Annotated in this window: 18 protein-coding genes; 10 read left to right on the top strand and 8 right to left on the bottom strand. The window is 66.7% G+C overall.

All coding sequences use genetic code 11. The annotated features are described in order from the left end of the window. Nucleotides 1-23 precede the first annotated feature (23 nt). From ACZK5G_RS19320 to smeT, 3 genes are read right to left on the bottom strand one after another with little or no spacing between them, the layout of a single operon-like run. Nucleotides 24-1,016, bottom strand: coding sequence for a Gfo/Idh/MocA family protein (locus ACZK5G_RS19320; protein WP_478464448.1), 993 nt, complete (start codon nt 1,014-1,016; stop codon nt 24-26). Between the two features lie 35 nt (nt 1,017-1,051). After that, entirely contained in the window at nt 1,052-1,561 is a 510-nt protein-coding gene (locus tag ACZK5G_RS19315) for a MepB family protein (RefSeq protein WP_478464447.1), read from the bottom strand. Then, on the bottom strand, nt 1,558-2,217 hold the full coding sequence (smeT, locus tag ACZK5G_RS19310; protein WP_478464445.1) for an efflux transporter SmeDEF transcriptional repressor SmeT: 660 nt from the start codon (nt 2,215-2,217) through the stop codon (nt 1,558-1,560). Before smeT ends, ACZK5G_RS19315 begins: the two co-directional genes overlap by 4 nt. 227 nt (nt 2,218-2,444) lie before the next feature. Here smeT and smeD point away from each other — a divergent pair, with 227 nt between their 5' ends. The 3 genes from smeD to smeF all read left to right on the top strand — a co-directional run bounded on the left by smeD (nt 2,445) and on the right by smeF (nt 8,275). Beyond that, nucleotides 2,445-3,629, top strand: coding sequence for a multidrug efflux RND transporter periplasmic adaptor subunit SmeD (smeD, locus tag ACZK5G_RS19305; protein ID WP_032129008.1), 1,185 nt, complete (start codon nt 2,445-2,447; stop codon nt 3,627-3,629). A gap of 12 nt (nt 3,630-3,641) precedes the next feature. Then, nucleotides 3,642-6,764 carry a multidrug efflux RND transporter permease subunit SmeE gene (gene smeE, locus ACZK5G_RS19300; protein WP_049399247.1) on the top strand — a complete coding sequence of 1,041 codons (3,123 nt, stop codon included), beginning with the start codon at nt 3,642-3,644 and terminating at the stop codon, nt 6,762-6,764. A gap of 110 nt (nt 6,765-6,874) precedes the next feature. Further along, on the top strand, nt 6,875-8,275 hold the full coding sequence (gene smeF / locus ACZK5G_RS19295; protein ID WP_125893439.1) for a multidrug efflux RND transporter outer membrane subunit SmeF: 1,401 nt from the start codon (nt 6,875-6,877) through the stop codon (nt 8,273-8,275). Nucleotides 8,276-8,417: 142 nt separating this feature from the next. Here the strand turns inward: smeF and ACZK5G_RS19290 are convergent, their stop codons facing one another. From ACZK5G_RS19290 to ACZK5G_RS19275, 4 genes are all read right to left on the bottom strand, one after another. Beyond that, nucleotides 8,418-8,840: a low affinity iron permease family protein gene (locus ACZK5G_RS19290; protein ID WP_032129005.1), complete on the bottom strand. Its 423-nt coding sequence runs from the start codon at nt 8,838-8,840 to the stop codon at nt 8,418-8,420. Nucleotides 8,841-8,902: 62 nt separating this feature from the next. Continuing rightward, nucleotides 8,903-9,229, bottom strand: coding sequence for a hypothetical protein (locus ACZK5G_RS19285; protein ID WP_014038526.1), 327 nt, complete (start codon nt 9,227-9,229; stop codon nt 8,903-8,905). A 74-nt stretch (nt 9,230-9,303) separates the two neighbouring features. Beyond that, the gene (locus tag ACZK5G_RS19280; RefSeq protein ID WP_423162484.1) at nt 9,304-9,564 is read right to left on the bottom strand and encodes a hypothetical protein; all 261 of its coding nucleotides are present in this window, start codon (nt 9,562-9,564) and stop codon (nt 9,304-9,306) included. Between the two features lie 198 nt (nt 9,565-9,762). Then, on the bottom strand, nt 9,763-10,215 hold the full coding sequence (locus ACZK5G_RS19275) for a nucleoside deaminase (protein ID WP_005411083.1): 453 nt from the start codon (nt 10,213-10,215) through the stop codon (nt 9,763-9,765). Nucleotides 10,216-10,295: 80 nt separating this feature from the next. Between ACZK5G_RS19275 and ubiE the strand changes: the two genes are divergently transcribed. From ubiE to ACZK5G_RS19255, 4 genes are all read left to right on the top strand, one after another. After that, the gene (ubiE, locus tag ACZK5G_RS19270; protein ID WP_005411082.1) at nt 10,296-11,057 is read left to right on the top strand and encodes a bifunctional demethylmenaquinone methyltransferase/2-methoxy-6-polyprenyl-1,4-benzoquinol methylase UbiE; all 762 of its coding nucleotides are present in this window, start codon (nt 10,296-10,298) and stop codon (nt 11,055-11,057) included. 381 nt (nt 11,058-11,438) lie between these two features. Then, nucleotides 11,439-13,367 (top strand): M1 family metallopeptidase, encoded by a 1,929-nt coding sequence (locus tag ACZK5G_RS19265; protein ID WP_478464444.1) that lies wholly within the window; start codon nt 11,439-11,441, stop codon nt 13,365-13,367. Nucleotides 13,368-13,489: 122 nt separating this feature from the next. Then, entirely contained in the window at nt 13,490-14,221 is a 732-nt protein-coding gene (locus ACZK5G_RS19260) for a hypothetical protein (RefSeq protein WP_197615763.1), read from the top strand. After that, nucleotides 14,221-14,844, top strand: a complete 624-nt coding sequence (locus tag ACZK5G_RS19255; protein ID WP_478464443.1) for an HAD family hydrolase — start codon at nt 14,221-14,223, stop codon at nt 14,842-14,844. The genes ACZK5G_RS19260 and ACZK5G_RS19255 overlap by 1 nt, the downstream gene beginning before the upstream one ends. 229 nt (nt 14,845-15,073) lie before the next feature. Here ACZK5G_RS19255 and ACZK5G_RS19250 read toward each other — a convergent pair whose 3' ends face one another. Continuing rightward, on the bottom strand, nt 15,074-16,012 hold the full coding sequence (locus tag ACZK5G_RS19250; RefSeq protein WP_014038522.1) for a carbohydrate kinase family protein: 939 nt from the start codon (nt 16,010-16,012) through the stop codon (nt 15,074-15,076). A 283-nt stretch (nt 16,013-16,295) separates the two neighbouring features. Between ACZK5G_RS19250 and ACZK5G_RS19245 the strand changes: the two genes are divergently transcribed. From ACZK5G_RS19245 to mreD, 3 genes are all read left to right on the top strand, one after another. Continuing rightward, the gene (locus ACZK5G_RS19245) at nt 16,296-17,342 is read left to right on the top strand and encodes a rod shape-determining protein (RefSeq protein WP_005419402.1); all 1,047 of its coding nucleotides are present in this window, start codon (nt 16,296-16,298) and stop codon (nt 17,340-17,342) included. A gap of 121 nt (nt 17,343-17,463) precedes the next feature. Further along, nucleotides 17,464-18,702, top strand: coding sequence for a rod shape-determining protein MreC (mreC, locus tag ACZK5G_RS19240; protein WP_478464441.1), 1,239 nt, complete (start codon nt 17,464-17,466; stop codon nt 18,700-18,702). After that, nucleotides 18,699-19,184, top strand: a complete 486-nt coding sequence (gene mreD / locus ACZK5G_RS19235; RefSeq protein ID WP_049463232.1) for a rod shape-determining protein MreD — start codon at nt 18,699-18,701, stop codon at nt 19,182-19,184. The genes mreC and mreD overlap by 4 nt, the downstream gene beginning before the upstream one ends. The last annotated feature ends 1 nt before the right edge of the window (nt 19,185 follow it).

The following is a 19,185-nucleotide window of genomic DNA, read 5'->3' as shown; positions in this document are numbered from 1 at the left end:
AAGGCGGCCTTCTGCTTTGGCAGTCAGCGCGAGTGCCGTGTGCGGTAGGCCTGCAGCACCTGGTCGATCACCGCACTGGTGCGGGCGGCGCTGATGCCGTTGGATGGTGAGTGGCCGCTGCCGCGCAGCTCATCCACCAGAGTGGCGATCAACGGCTGCTGGATCGACGGCGGGTTCGGGATGTCGAACGCCTGCACGCCCGCTTCCGTCTCCAGAACCACTGGAACGTCCTCGAAGGTGGCAAAGCGCAGTTGTCCGCGATCGCCGGTGATTTCGATTTCATCCTGGCGGCGGAACGCGCAGAAACTCCATTGCGCGATGCCGTGCGCCCCCGTCCCGGTGCGGAAGCACATCGAAACGCTGTCCTCGGCGGCGTAGGCGCCGGTCAACGAGCTGGCCAGGCCACGCACATCGCTCAGCGGCCCCAGCAGATGATCCAGCAGGTCCAGGGTGTGCGAGCCCAGATCGACGAACAGCCCGCCGCCGGCGATCGCCGGGTTGGTCCGCCAGAAGTCCGGCGATGCAGCGTTCGCCGAATGCGGCCGGTGCAGGGTGGCGTGCACGCTGCGCGGCGTGCCGATCGTGCCGCTGTCCAGCAGCTGCTTCACCTGCGCGAAGCGGGGCAGGGCGCGGCGGTAGTAGGCCACGAACACCGGCACGCCGCTGCGCGCGCTGGCCTCCAGCACGCGTTCGCATTCCGCGTGATCCATGGCCATCGGCTTTTCTATGTAGACCGGCTTGCCCGCGGCAATCGCCTGCAACGCGTAGTGCATGTGCGTGGAGGGCGGCGTCGCAACGTAGATCGCGTTCACTTCCGGGTCGGCGATGAGTGCATCGGCGTCGGCGTACCAGCGGGGAATCGCATGGCGCCGCGCATAATCCTCGGCCAACGCCGCATTGCGGCGCATGACCGCCGCCACCCGTGAGCCCGGCGTGTTGGCCAGGGCCGGCCCGCTCTTCTTCTCGGTGACGCTGCCGCAGCCGATGAAGCCCCATACCACGTTGTCCAGGATCATCACGATGCGTCCAGAAAAGGGAAGGTCCGCCGGGTTCAACCCAACAGTGAGCGTAATCGATCACCGGCGGAGGCGGAGACATCGGCGCCGGTGGGCAGGAAGCAACGAAGCTGCCACTGCCGGGTCCGGATCGCGTCCTTTGCGGCCGGCGTGCTCCACGGCGGATAGACACGGAGGGCGCGCTTTCCGCCCTCGCCATCGCGCGACATCACGCCGCGCTCGATCAGCAGGTCACGACTGAAGATGAACTGCCCGCGCTGTGTTCCGTCGAAGACCGCGATCACCACGAAGTGCACAGCATCGGCTGCATCCAATGGAGCGATATCAGAACCGGGGGCGGGGCGCTTCCACAGGGTTACGAACTGGCCGGTCTTGGTGGGGGTGATCTTCGCGACGCGGAACACGATGCTGTGACCCTCAAGGGCAAAGCGGCAGGCACCGTACTCTGCGCTTTCCGCTTCCTCCACGATCGGTCCGGTCAACTGCAGCCCTGCGGGCAGGTAGAGATCGTGCAGTGCCGCAGTGGCGGCAGCAATGCCGCTCATGCTTCCGGCAGCGGCTCGGGCACCGTTCCGGGCACGAACACGCCTTCTTTCACGTAGGCGGCCAGGGTCATGTCCAGCGCAAGCATGCCGTCACGCTTGAGATCCATCAGTTCCGGTTCGACCATCGCGCCATGCAGTACGCCCAGTACAGTGGCGTGCAGCATGCGCGCGGCGATCTTCGGGTCCGCGCCTTCGCGCAGCTGGCCCAGGTCCTGGGCCCGGCGCAGGGCGCGCTCCATCCGGTCCAGCGCGTCGCGGAAGCCGGCCTGCTGCATTTCGGTCAGCACCTTGGTATCGGCCGAGGCGTCGCTGCGCAGCATGATCTCCATGGTCTTGCGCAGGCGTTCGTCCTCGGACAGCTCGATGAACGAGTGGATCATCACTGCGCGCAGGTCGTGCACCGGTGTGTCGCGCTGGTCGGTGGAGGTGCGCTCCAGTTCCTGCATGAAGGGCAGGTGCACCCGTTCGACGATCGCGGCCAGCACCTCGCTCTTGTTCTTGAAGTGCCAGTACACCGCGCCACGGGTATAGCCGGCGCGGGCACCGATCATCTCCAGCGTGGTACGGGCCACGCCGTGTTCATGGAGGCAGGCTTCGGCGGCGTCAAGGATGCCTTCCCGGGTTGCCTGGGTGTCCTCTTTGGTCTTGCGGGCCATGGGTGTGGGTACGAGTGCGGGTGAAACGTGGCTGAATTGTACCGGTTTACAAACAAACAAGCATGTATGTATATTTCGCACCCATCATTCCCGTCGTGTGCGTGGCAGGCCCGTCCGGCTCCCACTCCACCCGGGTGGGCGCTGTTCGCACGGTCTTCACCTTCGCTGGTGGAGGGTCCGCCGTATCAGCGCTGGCTGAGACCCTTTCCTTCAAGAGCCTTTCCGTCATGTTGCTGAGCCGAATCCGACCCTTTGCACTGTCGCTGGCAATCGCCGCGACCGTGGCTGCCTGCGGCGGCCAACCCCAGGCCCCCGAACAGGGCCCGGGTGACGTCACCGTGGTCACGCTGAAGTCCGAGACCGTGGGCCTCACCCGCGAGCTGCCGGGCCGTACCAACGCCTTCCTGGTCGCCGAAGTGCGTCCGCAGGTCAACGGCATCGTCGCCAAGCGCCTGTTCACCGAGGGCGGCATGGTCAAGGCCGGCGAGCCGCTGTACCAGATCGAGGACGCCAGCTACCGCGCACAGGCCAACAGTGCCCGTGCCCAGCTGGCGCGTGCCGAGGCCACCGCCAACGCCGCGCGCCTGAGCGCCAAGCGCATCACCGAGCTGGCCAAGGTTGATGCGGTCAGCCAGCAGGACCTGGAAAACGCGGTGGCCGCGCAGAAGCAGGCCGAGGCTGACGTCGGCGCCGCCAAGGCCTCGCTGGATGCGGCCAACGTCACTCTGGGCTACGCCCGCATCACCGCGCCGATCAGCGGCCGCATCGGCAAGTCCAGCGTCACCCAGGGTGCGCTGGTCAGCGCCGGCCAGGCCAATGCGCTGGCCACCGTGCAGCAGCTGGACCCGATCTATGTCGACCTGACCCAGTCCTCGGCCGAGCTGCTGCAGCTTCGCCGTGAGCTGGCCGCGGGCCGCCTGCAGGACAACCAGACGCTGCCGGTCAGCATCCTGATGGAAGACGGCAGCACCTTCGAGCACAAGGGCACGCTGGAGTTCTCCGAAGTCAGCGTCGACCCGGCCACTGGCAGCTTCGGCCTGCGCGTGAAGGTGGACAATCCGGACGGCCTGCTGATGCCGGGCACGTACGTGCGCGCGGTGATCGGCGGCGGCGTGCGCAGCGATGCAGTGCTGGTGCCGATGGCCGGCATCGCCCGCGATCCGAAGGGTGACACCTCCGCGATGGTGGTCGACAAGGACAACAAGGTCGAAGTGCGCCCGGTCAAGGTCAGCCGCACGGTCGGCGACAAGTGGCTGGTCGAGGACGGTCTGAAGGCCGGCGACAAGGTCATTGTCGAAGGCCTGCAGAAGATCGGCCCCGGCATGCCGGTCAAGGCCACCGAGAAGGGCGCTGCTCCGGCCAAGCCGGCAGCGGCCGCCCAGCCTGCCGCTCCGGCCGGCGACGCGAAGTAAGCGGAGAACCCCATGGCACGCTTTTTCATCGATCGACCCATCTTTGCATGGGTGATCGCCATCATCATCATGCTCGCCGGCGGCCTGGCCCTGTTCAAGCTGCCGGTCTCGATGTACCCCAACGTCGCACCGCCGGCGGTGGAAATCAGCGCCACCTACCCGGGTGCATCGGCCAAGGTGGTCGAGGACTCGGTGACGCAGATCATCGAGCAGAACATGAAGGGCCTTGATGGCCTGATCTATTTCTCCTCCAACAGCTCGTCCAACGGCCAGGCCACCATCACCCTGACCTTCGAGAGCGGCACCAACCCGGACATCGCCCAGGTGCAGGTGCAGAACAAGCTGCAGCTGGCCATGCCGCTGCTGCCGCAGGAAGTGCAGCGGCAGGGCATCAACGTGGCCAAGTCCAGCTCGGGCTTCCTGAACGTCATTGCGTTCGTGTCCGAGAACGGCAGCATGGACGCCAACGACATCGCCGACTACGTCGGTTCCAATGTCGTCGACCGTCTGAGCCGCGTGCCGGGCGTCGGCAACATCCAGGTGTTCGGTGGCAAGTACGCCATGCGCATCTGGCTGGACCCGAACAAGCTGCATACCTATGGCCTGTCGGTTGCGGAAGTGACCGCAGCAGTCAAGGCACAGAACGCCCAGGTGGCCATCGGCCAGCTCGGCGGCGCGCCGTCGATCAAGGGCCAGCAGCTCAACGCCACCATCAATGCGCAGTCGCGCCTGCAGACCCCGGAACAGTTCCGCAACATCATCGTGCGCGGTGCGCAGGACGGTGCCGAGCTGCGCCTGGGCGATGTCGCCCGTGTCGAACTGGGTGCAGAGTCCTACGACTTCGTCACCCGCTACAACGGCCAGCCGGCCAGCGGCCTGGCGGTCACCCTGGCCACCGGCGCCAACGCGCTGGATACCGCGGCCGGCGTGGATGCCGCGCTGCAGGACATGAAGAGCTTCTTCCCGGCCGGCCTGAAGGCCGAGATCCCGTACGACACCACCCCGTTCGTGCGCGTGTCGATCAAGGGCGTGGTGCAGACCCTGATCGAAGCGATCGTGCTGGTGTTCGTGGTGATGTACCTGTTCCTGCAGAACTTCCGCGCCACCCTGATCCCGACCATCGCCGTGCCGGTGGTGCTGCTGGGTACCTTCGGCGTGCTGGCGATGCTGGGCTTCTCGGTGAACATGCTGACCATGTTCGCGATGGTGCTGGCGATCGGCCTGCTGGTGGACGATGCCATCGTGGTGGTGGAGAACGTCGAGCGCATCATGTCCGAGGAAGGACTGTCGCCGCTTGAGGCCACCCGCAAGTCGATGGGCCAGATCACCGGCGCGCTGGTGGGTATCGGCCTGGTGCTGTCGGCGGTGTTCGTGCCGATGGCCTTCATGAGCGGCTCCACCGGCGTGATCTACCGCCAGTTCTCGGCCACGATCGTTTCGGCGATGGCGCTGTCGGTGCTGGTCGCGATCGTGCTGACCCCGGCGCTGTGCGCGACCATGCTCAAGCCGCTGAAGAAGGGTGAGCACCACGTCGCACACAAGGGCTGGTCCGGTCGTTTCTTCAACGGTTTCAACCGCGGCTTCGACCGCACCAGCGAAAGCTACCAGCGCGGCGTGCGCGGCATCATCCACCGTCCGTGGCGCTTCATGGGTATCGTGGCGGCACTGTTCGTGCTGATGGGCGTGCTGTTCGTGCGCCTGCCCAGCTCGTTCCTGCCCAACGAAGACCAGGGCGTGCTGATGGCGCTGGTGCAGGCGCCGGTCGGTGCCACCCAGGAACGTACGCTGGAATCGATCGCGGCACTGGAAAACCACTTCCTGCAGAACGAGAAGGATGCGGTGGACTCGGTGTTTTCGGTGCAGGGCTTCAGCTTCGCCGGTATGGGCCAGAACGCGGGCATGGCATTCGTCAAGCTGAAGGACTGGAGCGAGCGTGACGCCGACAATGGCGTGATGCCGATCACCGGTCGCGCGATGGCGGCACTGGGCCAGATCAAGGATGCCTTCATCTTCGCCTTCCCGCCGCCGGCCATTCCGGAACTGGGTACCGCGTCGGGCTACACCTTCTTCCTGAAGGACAACAGCGGCCAGGGCCACGAGGCACTGGTGGCCGCGCGCAACCAGCTGCTGGGCCTCGCCGCCGGCAGCAAGAAGCTGGCCAACGTGCGCCCGAACGGCCAGGAAGACACCCCGCAGTTCCGCATCGACATCGATGCGGCCAAGGCGACCTCGCTGGGGCTGTCGATCGACCAGATCAACGGTACCTTGGCCGCCGCATGGGGCAGCTCGTACATCGACGACTTCGTCGATCGTGGCCGCGTCAAGCGTGTGTTCGTGCAGGCCGACCAGCCGTTCCGCATGGTGCCGGAGGACTTCGATCTGTGGTCCGTGAAGAACGACAAGGGCGAGATGGTGCCGTTCAGCGCGTTCGCCACCAAGCACTGGGACTACGGTTCGCCGCGTCTTGAGCGCTACAACGGTGTGTCGGCGATGGAAATCCAGGGCGAACCGGCCCCGGGTGTCGCGTCCGGTGATGCCATGGCCGAGATCGAACAGCTGGCCAAGCAGCTGCCGGCGGGCTTCGGCATCGAGTGGACGGCGATGTCCTACCAGGAACGCCAGGCCGGCTCGCAGACGCCGCTGCTCTACACGCTGTCGCTGATGATCGTGTTCCTGTGCCTGGCCGCGATGTATGAAAGCTGGAGCGTGCCGACCGCGGTGCTGCTGGCGGCCCCGCTGGGTATCCTCGGCGCGGTGCTGGCCAATACCTTCAAGGGCCTGGAACGCGACATCTACTTCCAGGTGGCGATGCTGACCACGGTGGGCCTGACCAGCAAGAACGCGATCCTGATCGTCGAGTTCGCCAAGGAAAACCTGGAGAAGGGGGCCAGCCTGATCGAGTCGATCATGCACGCCGTGCGCGACCGCTTGCGCCCGATCGTGATGACCTCGCTGGCCTTCGGCATGGGCGTGGTGCCGCTGGCAATCTCCACCGGTGCCGGCTCCGGTGCCAAGCAGGCGATCGGCACCGGTGTGCTCGGCGGCATGATCGTCGGCACCGTGCTCGGCGTGTTCTTCGTGCCGCTGTTCTTCGTGGTGGTGCAGCGCGTGTTCAAGCGCAAGTCCACGACGTGACCTGAAACGGTAGTGCCGGCCGCTGGCCGGCACCTACTGCCCGCGTGATGTGAATCCAACGAGGTTGCCGGCCAGCGGCCGGCACTACCTCCTGCCATCCGGCAGTACCGATGGAAGTCATTCCCATGAAAAGTGCATCCCTGTTCCTTTCCATTGCCGCCGCGCTCGCGCTCGCCGGCTGCTCCACCCTGGTGCCGAAGAACACCGCCGTTGCTCCGGCCATTCCGGCGCAGTGGCCGGCCGAGGCCGCGCAGGGCGAGGTGGCCGATGTCGCCGCCGTCGGCTGGCGCGACTTCTTCACCGATGCGCGCCTGCAGCAGGTGATCGACCAGTCGCTGCAGAACAACCGCGACCTGCGCGTGGCCGTACTCAACGTTGAACGCGCGCGCGGCCAGTACCGCGTACAGCGCGCCGACCGTGTGCCCGGCGTGGCAGTCACCGGCCAGATGGACCGCCGTGGTACCGACGCCGGTGTCACCGAGCAGTTCACCGCCGGTGTTGGCGTAGCCGAGTTCGAGCTGGATCTGTTCGGCCGCGTGCGCAATCTCAGTGAAGCGGCGCTGCAGCAGTACTTCGCCGTGGCCGCCAACCGCCGCAACGCGCAGCTGAGCCTGGTGGCCGAGACCGCCACGGCGTGGCTGACCTACGGGGCTGATGCGCAGCGGCTGAAGATCGCCGATGCCACGCTGAAGACCTACGAGGATTCGCTGCGCCTGGCCGAGGCCCGCCACGAGCGTGGTGGCAGTTCGGCGCTGGAGCTGACCCAGACCCGTACCCTGGTCGAGACCGCACGTACGGATGCTGCACGCCTGCGTGGCCAGCTGGCCCAGGACCGCAATGCGCTGGCGCTGCTGGCCGGTGGCCAGCTGGATCCGGCACTGCTGCCGGACAGCATCGAACCGCAGCTGCTGGCACTGGCACCGCCGCCGGCCGGCCTGCCCAGCGACGTGTTGCTGCAGCGCCCGGACATCATGGCCGCCGAACATCAGCTGCTGGCGGCCAACGCCAACATCGGTGCGGCACGCGCGGCGTTCTTCCCGAGCATCTCGCTGACCGGCAGCATCGGTAGTGGTTCGAGCGAATTGTCCAACCTGTTCGACAGTGGCACCCGCGTGTGGAGCTTCCTGCCGAAGATCACGCTGCCGATCTTCCAGGGCGGCAAGCTGCGCGCCAATCTGGCCATCGCCAATGCGGACCGTGACATTGCGCTGGCGCAGTACGAGAAGTCGATCCAGGTGGGCTTCCGCGAAACCGCCGATGCGCTGGCGTTGAACGTCAGTCTGGATGAGCAGGTGAGTTCACAGCAGCGCCTGGTGGAAGCGGCCGAACAGGCCAACCGCCTGTCGCAGGCACGCTACGACGCTGGCCTGGACAGCTTCGTGACCCTGCTTGATGCGCGCCGTACCGCCTACAACGCGCAGCAGACCCAGCTGCAGGCGCAGCTGGCCCAGCAGGCCAACCGCATCACCCTGTACAAGGTGCTGGGCGGCGGCTGGCACGAGCGCGGGTAAGCAGTGCTTCTGGTAGGTGCCAACCTTGGTTGGCACGGATGCGTCAGCGCAGGCGGCTGGCCCTGTGCCAACCAAGGTTGGCACCTACCTGGAGATCGAGGGTAATGCCGGCCGCGGGCCGGCATTGTCATTTCAGGAGCTGCTACACCGCTTCATCGTCGCGCCGCGCTGCATGGCAGGCGCGCACACGCGCCAGCGCGTCGCCAGCTTCGCGCGCCATCTGCTCGTACTCGCGCCGGATCTCTTCCAGCCGCTCCTCGTCCAGTTCTTCCAGATCCAACAGTTCGTTGTTGGCTTCGGCCGTCGCGCGGATCAGCTCGTCCAGCTTGATCTGCATCGCGGCGGTATCTGCGTTCTGCGTGTGCTGGATCAGGAACACCATCAGGAAGGTGATGATGGTGGTACCGGTGTTGATCACCAGCTGCCAGGTGTCGTTGAAACCGAATACCGGGCCACTGATGCCCCAGATCACCACGATCGCTACCGCGGCCAGGAAGGTCCACGGCGAGCCGGTGGCGGCCGCGGCCTTCTTGGCGATCGTATTGAACAGGTTGCGTGCTTTCATCGTCGTCGTCCCACTCAGGTGACGAGGATGATCGGCAGCGGCTCGTGCAGGGGCTGTGCAGCTCAGGCGCGCAGGCGCGGGGCGTCCTGCAGGCGCACCGGGCTGGTCTGGTAGACGTGCTGCCAGCAACGGTCGACGAATTCGCGGGCCTGGGCTTCGCTCAGGCGCGGCATGATCTGCAGGGCGTACTGGGTCTGGAACATCTCGTCGCGCTGCGCATTGCTGGCGCGCGGCTGGGTGATCAGCGAATCACAGGCGAACTTGATCCACGGTACGTAGGAGCCGAACGAGTTGTGCGGTAGGGCGCCGTCGGCATGCTGGCGGCGCCAGTGGTCAAGCTCGGCGTCAACGTTGATGACCGGGGGAATGGTGGGAACTTCGGCGTGCATGTCGATCCAATCGGTTGAAGTGGATGGGAGTGGGGGTTCATCGCAGTGTGGCGCATGCGCCGGTGCATGCCGTGTCAGCGCGGCGTGGAGCCGGCGTTGCGATTGCCTATCAATTGCGCATGCTCGACCGCGCCGAGGTCTTCGGCGATGTCGGCCATCGCGTTGCACAAGCGCTCATGGTCGAGCGGGTGGCCGCGCACCAGTTCCAGCTGCAGGCCCTGGTAGGCAGTCCAGAACAGTGCTCCACGCTGATGCAGCGCGTACTGCTGCTGCAGGCGCTTGCGGATGGCGTCGAGGATCGGGTCGGGCGTGGGGCGTACGGCGTGCGCGCACATGGCTGGCTCCGCCGGGGAAGGAAGCCCCGGTAACCCCACCCTAGGCGCGGCAGCGGGGTGGAGTGTTACCGCAGCGTGTGCACGCAGCGCAGCTGACTGTGCACAGGTTCACGGCATTGGCCGCAAACGCTGCCGGCACTAGGGCGTGCCGGCACTGAAGCGTTCATTAAGCGGGTTCAACAGCACACTGCGTGGTGATCATTCACCGATGTCTTCGTTCCAGATCTCCGGGTGTTGCGCAATGAAGCCGCCCAGCAGGTCCACGCATTCCTGGCTGTCCAGGTCGATCACGTTGACGCCGTTCTCGCGCAGCCAGTCGATGCCACCCTGGAAGGTGCGCGATTCGCCCACCACCACGGTGCCGATGTTGAACTGGCGCACCAGGCCCGAGCAGTACCAGCACGGCGCCAGGGTGGTGACCATGATGGTGTCCTGGTAGCGGCGCTGGCGGCCGGCCTTGCGGAACGCATCGGTCTCGCCGTGCACCGACGGGTCGCCTTCCTGCACCCGGCGGTTGTGGCCGCAGCCGAGCAGGCGGCCGTCGTTGTGGTACAGCGCCGCGCCGATCGGCACGCCGCCCTCGGCCAGGCCCTGGCGGGCTTCGGCGATGGCGGTCTGCAGCAGGGCCTGGTAGTCGGGCGTGGTGATCATGCGGGGCTCCGGTAAGTCGTGGCCCGCCATGATACGGGCAGGGGGTGCCGCTGGCCCCCGGCGGTGCGATAATCGGGGCCATGAGCGAATCCCCCTACAAAGCCGGTACCACCCATTTCGGGTTCCGCGACGTCGCCGCCAAGGACAAGCAGAAGCTGGTCGGCCAGGTGTTCACCTCGGTCGCGCGCAACTACGACCTGATGAACGACCTGATGAGCCTGGGCGTGCACCGGGCGTGGAAGCGCTACTACGTGGCGACCGCGCAGGTGAAGCCGGGCGACCGTGTGCTCGACCTGGCCGGCGGCACCGGCGATATCGCCGCCCTGCTGAAGGAGCGCGTTGGCGCCGAGGGCTCGGTGGTGCTGGGCGACATCAACGCCGGCATGTTGTCGGTCGGCCGTGACCGCCTGACCAACCGCGGCCTGGTGCTCGGCCTGGACTACGTGCAGTGCAATGCCGAAGCCCTGCCGTTCCCGGACAACAGCTTCGATCTGGTCACCATCGCCTTCGGCCTGCGCAACGTGACCGACAAGGACGCTGGCCTGCGCGAGATGTACCGCGTGCTGAAGGTGGGCGGCCAGGCCCGCGTGCTGGAATTCTCCGAAGTCACCGCCGACTGGTTCAAGCCGATCTACGACTTCCACTCGTTCAAGATCCTGCCCAAGCTGGGCAAGCTGTTCGCCAACGATTCGGACAGCTACCAGTACCTGGCCGAGAGCATCCGCAAGCACCCGCCGCAGGATGAGCTGAAGGCGATGATGGGGCAGGCCGGCTTCGAGCGCTGCCACTACAAGAACCTGACCGGCGGCATCGTTTCGATCCACTCCGGCTACAAGCTGTAGTTCCTGCTCTGGTAGGTGCCAACCTTGGTTGGCACACGCCTGCACCGGGCGCTGACACATCCGTGCCAACCAAGGTTGGCACCTACCGGTAGAGGCCAACCTTGGTTGGCATGCGCCCGAGGCGCAGCGCAGCCCCGGCCGCCCGTACCGCGTCCGCCGCCATTCCGGTAGAGGCCAACCTTGGTTGGCATGCGCCCGAGGCGCAGCGTAGCCCCGGCCGCCCGTACCGCGTCCGCCGCCATTCCGGTAGAAGCCAACCTTGGTTGGCATGCGCCGCAGGCGCAGGATCGGCCCCGGCCGCCATTACCCCGCACCGCGCAACGCCTGCGGAGCCGGAGGGAGTTACCATTGGGGGTCTGATCCCCGTAACGGTCCCGATTCATGCGTAATCCGCTGATGCTCCTTCCGCTGGCCGTGGCCCTGGCCGCCGGCTGCTCCCAGGAGGCGGCCGCGCCCGCCGCCGCCCCGACTGCCGCCAAGGCCCCCGCCGCCCCCGTGAACGCCGAGAACCGCAGCCACGACGAAAGCTCGTACGCCGAGCCGGACAAGGTCGTCATCAAGGACATCGCGCTGGACCTGAAGCTGGACTTCGACCAGAAGCAGATCGGCGGCACCGCCACCTACACCCTGGAATGGAAGCAGAAGGATGCCAAGCAGCTGGTGCTCGACACCCGCGAGCTGACCGTGTCCAAGGTCGAGGCCGTCGCCGCCGATGGCGCGCGCAGCCCGCTGAAGTTCGAGCTGGCCGCCGCTGACAAGGTGTTCGGCAGCAAGCTGACCATCGAGGCCCCGGAACAGCCGGCCAAGGTGGAAGTGACCTACCACACCGCGCCGACCGCATCGGGCCTGCAGTGGCTGGCACCGTCGATGACCGAGGGCAAGAAGCTGCCCTTCATGTTCAGCCAGTCGCAGGCCATCCACGCCCGTTCGTGGGTGCCGCTGCAGGATACCCCGAGCGTGCGTTTCACCTACAGCGCGCACGTGGTCTCGCGCCCGGACGTGATGGTGCTGATGAGCGCCGACAACGATCCGAAGGCCGCGCGTGACGGTGACTACACCTTCAAGATGCCGCAGCCGATTCCGTCCTACCTGCTGGCCATCGCTGCCGGTGACCTGGTGTTCGAGCCGATCTCCGGCCGCTCCGGCGTCTGGGCCGAGCCGACCATGGTCAACAAGGCCGCCAAGGAATTCGAAGACACCGAGAAGATGATCGGTGCCGCCGAGAAGCTGTACGGCGAGTACCGCTGGGGCCGCTACGACATGCTGGTGCTGCCGCCGTCGTTCCCGTTCGGTGGCATGGAGAACCCGCGCCTGACCTTCGCCACCCCGACTGTGATCGTCGGTGACAAGTCGCTGGTCTCGCTGGTCGCCCACGAACTGGCGCACAGCTGGTCGGGCAACCTGGTGACCAACGCCAGCTGGAAGGACATCTGGCTCAATGAAGGCTTCACCACCTACGTCCAGGGCCGCATCACCGAAGCTCTGTACGGCAAGGAAATGGCCGAGATGGAGAAGCAGATCGACCAGACCGACCTGCTGGCCGAAGTGAAGGACATGAGCCCGGCTGACCAGGCGCTGGCGCTGCCGCCGCTGAACCAGCGTGACCCCGACGAAGCCCTCAGCCAGGTCGCCTACGTCAAGGGTTCGTGGTTCCTGGAATTCCTGGAGCAGCGCTTCGGCCGCGAGACCTTCGATCCGTTCCTGCGTGGCTGGTTCGATGACCACGCCTTCCAGAGCGCGAACACCGACCAGTTCGTCGAGTACCTGAAAAAGAACCTGCTGCCGAAGAATCCGTCGGCAGTGACCGATGCCGAACTGAAGGCGTGGCTGGACGAGCCGGGCATCCCGGCGTTCGCGGCCAAGGCGCAGTCGCGCAACTTCAGCAGCGTCGATACCGCGCGCATCGCGTTTGCCAGCGCCGGCACCGTGCCGAGCAGCCAGGTCATCGCCGACTGGAGCACGCAGGAATGGGTGCGCTTCATCGACGGCCTGGGCGCGACCCAGCCGCTGGACAAGCTGGCCACGCTGGACAAGGCCTTCCACTTCACCGGCACCCCGAATGGCGAGATCGCCATGCGCTGGTACCCGCTGGCGATCCGCAGCGGCTACGAGCAGGCCAATGAAGGCGCGGCCGCCTTCATCGAGCGCGTCGGCCGTCGCAAGCTGATCCTGCCGATCTACGCCGAACTGGTGAAGACGCCGAAGGGGCTGGAGCTGGCCAAGCAGGCCTTCGAAAAGGCCAAGCCGGGCTACCACCCGATCACCACCGCCTCGGTCCAGGACATGCTGGCCAAGGCCGAAGCCAAGTAAGAAAACGCGCCGGGCATCCCCCGGCGCTTTTTTTGTAGAGTCGAGCTTGCTCGACTGGCTCTTCAACAGCAGTCGAGCAAGCTCGACTCTACAGATATGCGAAAACACGAAGGACCTCCGCCATGAAACGACTGATCCTGCTCACCGCCTGCACCCTGGCCCTGGCTGCCTGCAGCAACCCCGAGGAAGAGCGCAAGGCGCAGGAAGCCGCCGCGGCCGCCGTGCAGGCACAGAAGGAAGCCAAGGCCGAAGACGTGGCCAAGCAGTACGACATGGCCGTGGCCGCACAGGACTGGGAGCGTGCGCGCCTGCATGGCGCCTCGCTGCTGGACCAGTACAAGGACACCGCCGCCGCCGAGCGCATCGCCGCAGGCTTCGACGAGGTCAAGGCCAAGGGCGATGCCGCGCGCGACCTGCGCCGCATGCAGGCGCTGTGGCAGTACAACCAGATCCCGGTGGGCAACAAGGGCAACCAGGTCTCGGCGCAGATCTACAGCAAGGAACGGGTGGACGTGGATGGCAGCGGTGCCAAGCCGGTGCAGCTGGTGTTCCGCGATCATCCGGAGTGGAAGCGGCATGCCTACCTGGTGCTGCAGGCCGGCGATTTCCGTTGCCCGCAGTGCACGGTGAAGGTGACCGTGGACGACGGCAAGCCGATTTCCATGGCGGCCTGGCGCCCGAAGACCGATGAAGCCATCGCCCTGTTCATCACCGACCAGAAAGCACTGTGGAAGCTGGCAGCCAAGGGCAAGTCGATCAGCATCGAGTTCCCGGTCAAGGCCGGCGGCACGCGTACTGCCGTGTTCGAAACCGGTGGTGTCGACGCCAGCCGCATGCCGCAGTGGTGGCAGTGATGGTCGCGACGGGCAGCGCAGTGCACGCGCTGTCCGCGATCCGGCACTGGGTGTTCGACATGGACGGTACGCTGACCGTCGCCGTGCATGATTTCGCCGCGATCCGCCGCGCACTGCAGATCGTCGCGGAGGAAGACATCCTCGACCATATCGCAGCGCTGCCGGATGCGCCGGCGCAGGCCAAGCGCGAGTGGCTGCTGGATCACGAACGTGCGCTGGCCGAGGAGGCACTGCCGGCGCCGGGCGCGGTGAAGCTGCTGCGCGCGCTGGCGGCGGCGGGCTGCCGGCTGGGCATCCTGACCCGCAACGATCATGCGCTGGCGAAGCTGACCCTGGACGCGATCGGGGTCGGGGAACTGTTCGACGATGCCGACATCATAGGCCGCGATGAAGCGGTGCCCAAGCCGTCGCCGGATGGCCTGCAGCAGCATCTTCGACGCTGGGGAATCGGGGCTGCGGAGGCGGTGATGGTCGGAGACCACGCCTATGACCTGGAGTGCGGGCGCGCCGCGGGCGCCCATACCGTGCTGGTCAACCTGCCGGAGAACCCGTGGCCAGGCAGTGCCGACTGGCATTTCGCTGATTGCCGTGCACTGTTGGCGGCCTGGCAGCAGAAGGGGTAGTGCCGGCCGCTGGCCGGCAGTGTCGACCAAGGTCGACACCTACCGGATCACCCGTGGCCGGACCGCGCCGGCTGGCATTTCGCCGATTGCCGCGACCTGTTGGCCGCCTGGCAGCAGAGGGGGTAGTGCCGGCCGCTGGCCGGCAGTGTCGACCAAGGTCGACACCTACCAAGGCACAGCGTGTCGACCAAGGTCGACACCCACCGAGCAGTTGCGCGGGCAGTTCGGTTTACGCGCCCAGCGCGTAACCGAACTGCTGCTTGAACTGCTCGTTGAACTCGTCAAAGGTGAAGCGCTGGTTCTGCGTGCCCGGGTGCTCCACCTTCAGCGCGCCCATCAGGTTGCCCATGCGGCCGATGGTCAGCCAGTCGTAGCCCTTCTGGATGCCGTAGATCAGGCCGGCGCGGAAGGCGTCGCCACAGCCGGTCGGGTCGACCACGCGGCGTTCGTGCGCCGGCGGGATGTCGTAGCTCTTTTCCGGGGTGTGGATGACCGCGCCCTTCGGGCCACGGGTGGTGATGTAGGCCTTGACCCGGCTGACGATCTCCTTCTCGTCCCAACCGGTGCGTTCCTGCAGCAGGTTCGACTCGTAGTCGTTGACCACCACGTAGTCGGCCTGCTCGATGAACGCGCGCAGCTCCGGGCCGTTGAACAGCGGCATGGCCTGGCCCGGGTCGAAGATGAACGGAATGCCGTCTTCGTGGAATTCCTGCGCGTTCTGGATCATGCCTTCGCGGCCGTCCGGGCCGACCAGGCCCAGGGTCACGCCCGGTACGCCACGCACGTGGTTTTCGTAGGAGCGCATCATCGCGCCCGGGTGGAAGGCGGTGATCTGGTTGTTGTCGTGGTCGGTGGTGATGAACGCCTGCGGGGTGAACAGCTCATCGATCACGCGCACGCGCGACAGGTCGATGCCCAGGCCGTCGAAGTATTCGCGGTACGGACCGAAGTCCGAACCCACGGTGCCCATCGGGATCGGCTGGCCGCCCAGCAGGTGCAGGTTGTAGGCGATGTTGCCGGCGCAGCCGCCGAACTCGCGGCGCATGCGCGGCACCAGGAAGGACACGTTCAGGATGTGCACCTTGTCCGGCAGGATGTGATTCTTGAACTGGTCCGGGAACACCATGATGGTGTCGAAGGCAAGAGAACCACAGATCAGAGCGGACATCGATGTAAGCCTATGCGGTGAATTTTGGGGTGGGCCGGCCCGGTTCGGCGGGCAAGCAAACGGCGCCCTTGGGCGCCCGACGGCGCAAAGGTTACCCGCTGGTGCCGCTCAGGGCCAGAACCGGGTGAGACCCGATCAGGCCGAAAGCCTGTGAAGACGCGGGTTCAGCTAGTTTTTTCCTTGCTCGGCGGCAGGCGGGTTGCTAGGCTTGTCGGCCTCGATTTCTGCCCATTTTTTCGCCATCCCGCGGCGGGCACGACACCCCTCAGGACTCCTTCCTCAGATGTTCAAGAAACTCCGTGGCATGTTCTCCAACGACCTGTCCATCGACCTGGGCACGGCCAACACCCTCATCTACGTGCGCGGGCAGGGGATCGTGCTGAACGAGCCGTCGGTCGTGGCCGTGCGCCAGGACCGTGCCATTGGTGGTACCCGCTCGGTGGCAGCCGTAGGCGCCGAAGCCAAGCAGATGCTTGGCCGTACCCCGGGCCACATCACCACCATCCGCCCGATGAAGGACGGCGTCATCGCCGACTTCACCTACACCGAGGCGATGCTCAAGCACTTCATCAAGAAGGTGCACAAGTCGCGCGTGCTGCGCCCGAGCCCGCGCGTGCTGGTCTGCGTGCCGGCCGGCTCGACCCAGGTCGAGCGCCGCGCGATCAAGGAATCGGCCGAGGAAGCCGGTGCCCGTGATGTGTTCCTTATCGAAGAGCCGATGGCCGCCGCGATCGGCGCCGGCATGCCGGTCACCGAAGCCCGTGGTTCGATGGTCATCGATATCGGCGGCGGCACCACCGAGGTGGCGGTGATCTCGCTCAACGGCATCGTCTATTCGGCCTCGGTCCGCATCGGCGGCGACCGCTTCGACGAGTCGATCACCAACTACGTGCGCCGCAACCACGGCATGCTGATCGGTGAAGCCACCGCCGAGCGCATCAAGGTCGAGCTGGGCTGCGCCTACCCGCAGGCGGAAGTGATCGAGATGGAAATCTCCGGCCGCAACCTCGCCGAGGGCGTGCCGAAGATGATCAAGATCAGCTCCAACGAGGTGCTCGAGGCCCTGCACGAGCCGCTGTCGGGCATCGTCAGCGCGGTCAAGCTGGCGCTGGAGCAGACCCCGCCGGAACTGTGCGCCGACGTCGCCGAGCGCGGCATCGTGCTGACCGGTGGTGGCGCCCTGCTGCGTGACCTGGACCGCCTGATTTCCGAGGAAACCGGCCTGCACGTGCAGGTGGCGGACGATCCGCTGACCTGCGTGGCCCGCGGCGGTGGCCGTGCGCTGGAGCTGGTCGACATGCACGGCAACGAGTTCTTTGCGCCGGAATAAGCCGTCCCGGCTGCCTGCGCCCGCAGCGCCCCTCCGGGGTGCGGCCCACCATGAGGGTAGGCCGGCACCGGCGGGGCGTCCGCGTGTTTCCCTTCCGCCTTCTGCCAGTTGAATCGTTGCCGTGCCGCCCTACGCCGGACCTCCCGTTGCTTCCCGATCCGGTGATGCCGCCAGCCCGCTGCGTCTGCTGGCTTATCTCGCACTGGCCATCACCCTGATCGTGCTTGACGACCAGGCCGGCTGGCTTGCGCAGCTGCGCGGGCAGGCCAACAGCCTGGTGCAGCCGGTATGGGCACTGGCGGGACTGCCGGGCAAGCTCGGCAACCAGGTCAAGGACTCGGCGGCCAGCCACGGCCAGCTGGTCAACGAGAACCGTGAACTGCGCAACCAGCTGCTGCTGGCCAACGCCCGCCTGACCCGCCTGCAGACCGCCGCGTTGGACAACGCCCAGCTGCGTGAACTGCTGAACGTGGCCGAGCGCAGTGGCCTGGACGTGCAGCTGGCGCCGATCCTGGACATCGACCTGGATCCGGTGAAGCAGCGCCTGGTGCTCGACGCCGGCAGCCGCGAAGGCGTGCACGTCGGCCAGGCGGTGATCGATGCCGGCGGTCTGATGGGCCAGGTGATCAGCGTCACTGGCGGTACCTCTACCGTGCTGCTGCTGACCGACCCCGACCATGCCGTGCCGGTGACGGTGGCCCGCAACGGCGTTCGCCTGATCGTCTACGGCCGCGGCGACAAGCTGGAACTGCGCGACATCCCGCTCAGCGCCGGCGTGGAGGTGGGCGATGAGATCGTCACCTCCGGCCTCGGTGGCCGCTTCCCGGCCGGGTTCCCGGTCGGCACCATCACCGGCCTGCGCCCGGACGACACGCACGCCTTCCTGGTCGGCGAACTGAAGCCGGCGGCGCAGCTGGACCGCGGCCGCGACGTGCTGCTGCTGCGCCCGGGCGCGGCAATTCGCTTGCCTGCGGCCAGCGAATTGCCGCCGACTGCACCTTCGGTGCAACCGGCCCCCGCATCCTCCCTTACCCCCGCGCCTTCAGCGCGCCCCCCTCAACAAGAGGGGGGCTCTCCACCCGATGCTGGGTCGGCGACGGTAGTGCCGGCCGCTGGCCTGCAACCGACTCCGTCTTCGACGAAGCCGGTTGCCCCCGCATCCTCCCTTGACCCCGCGCCGTCGGCGCGCCCCCTTGAGCCGACTGCACCTTCGGCGCAACCGGCCCGCGCATCCTCCCTTACCCCCGCGCCTTCAGCGCGCCCCCCTCAACAAGAGGGGGGCTCTCCACCCGATGCTGGGTCGGCGACGGTAGTGCCGGCCGCTGGCCGGCAACCGACCGCGCCGGAGGCCCAGCGATGAGCCGCCTGCGCGACAACCCGTGGGTGCTGCCGGCCAGCCTGGTGGTGGCGCTGCTGCTGGGCCTGCTGCCGTTGCCGGCGCTGCTGCAGCCGCTGCGCCCGTATTGGCTGGCGCTGGTGCTGGCCTATTGGGTGATTGAAGCGCCTGAGCGTGTCGGCCTGGGCGTCGCTTTCGCCAGTGGCGTGATCGCCGATCTGCTGTACGGCGGTGTACTCGGCGAACAGGCGCTGCGGCTGGTGATGCTGGCCTTCATCCTGCAGCGCTTCCGCGCCCGCATCCGCTTCTTCCCGATGTCCCAGCAGATGCTGGCCATCGGCGGCCTGCTGTTCAACGACCGCATCGTCAGCGCGCTGGTCCACATCGTGGTGGATGAGCCGACCCTGCCGTGGTCGTACTGGTGGGCGCCGCTGCTGGGCATGGGCCTGTGGCCGCTGGTGTTCGTGCTGCTGGACGCGGTGCGCTTCGGCAAGCGCGGGCGCTGAG

The sequence above is a fragment of the Stenotrophomonas sp. 62841_Sma genome (assembly GCF_056482945.1).
This window is presented reverse-complemented; position numbering and strand designations above follow the sequence as displayed.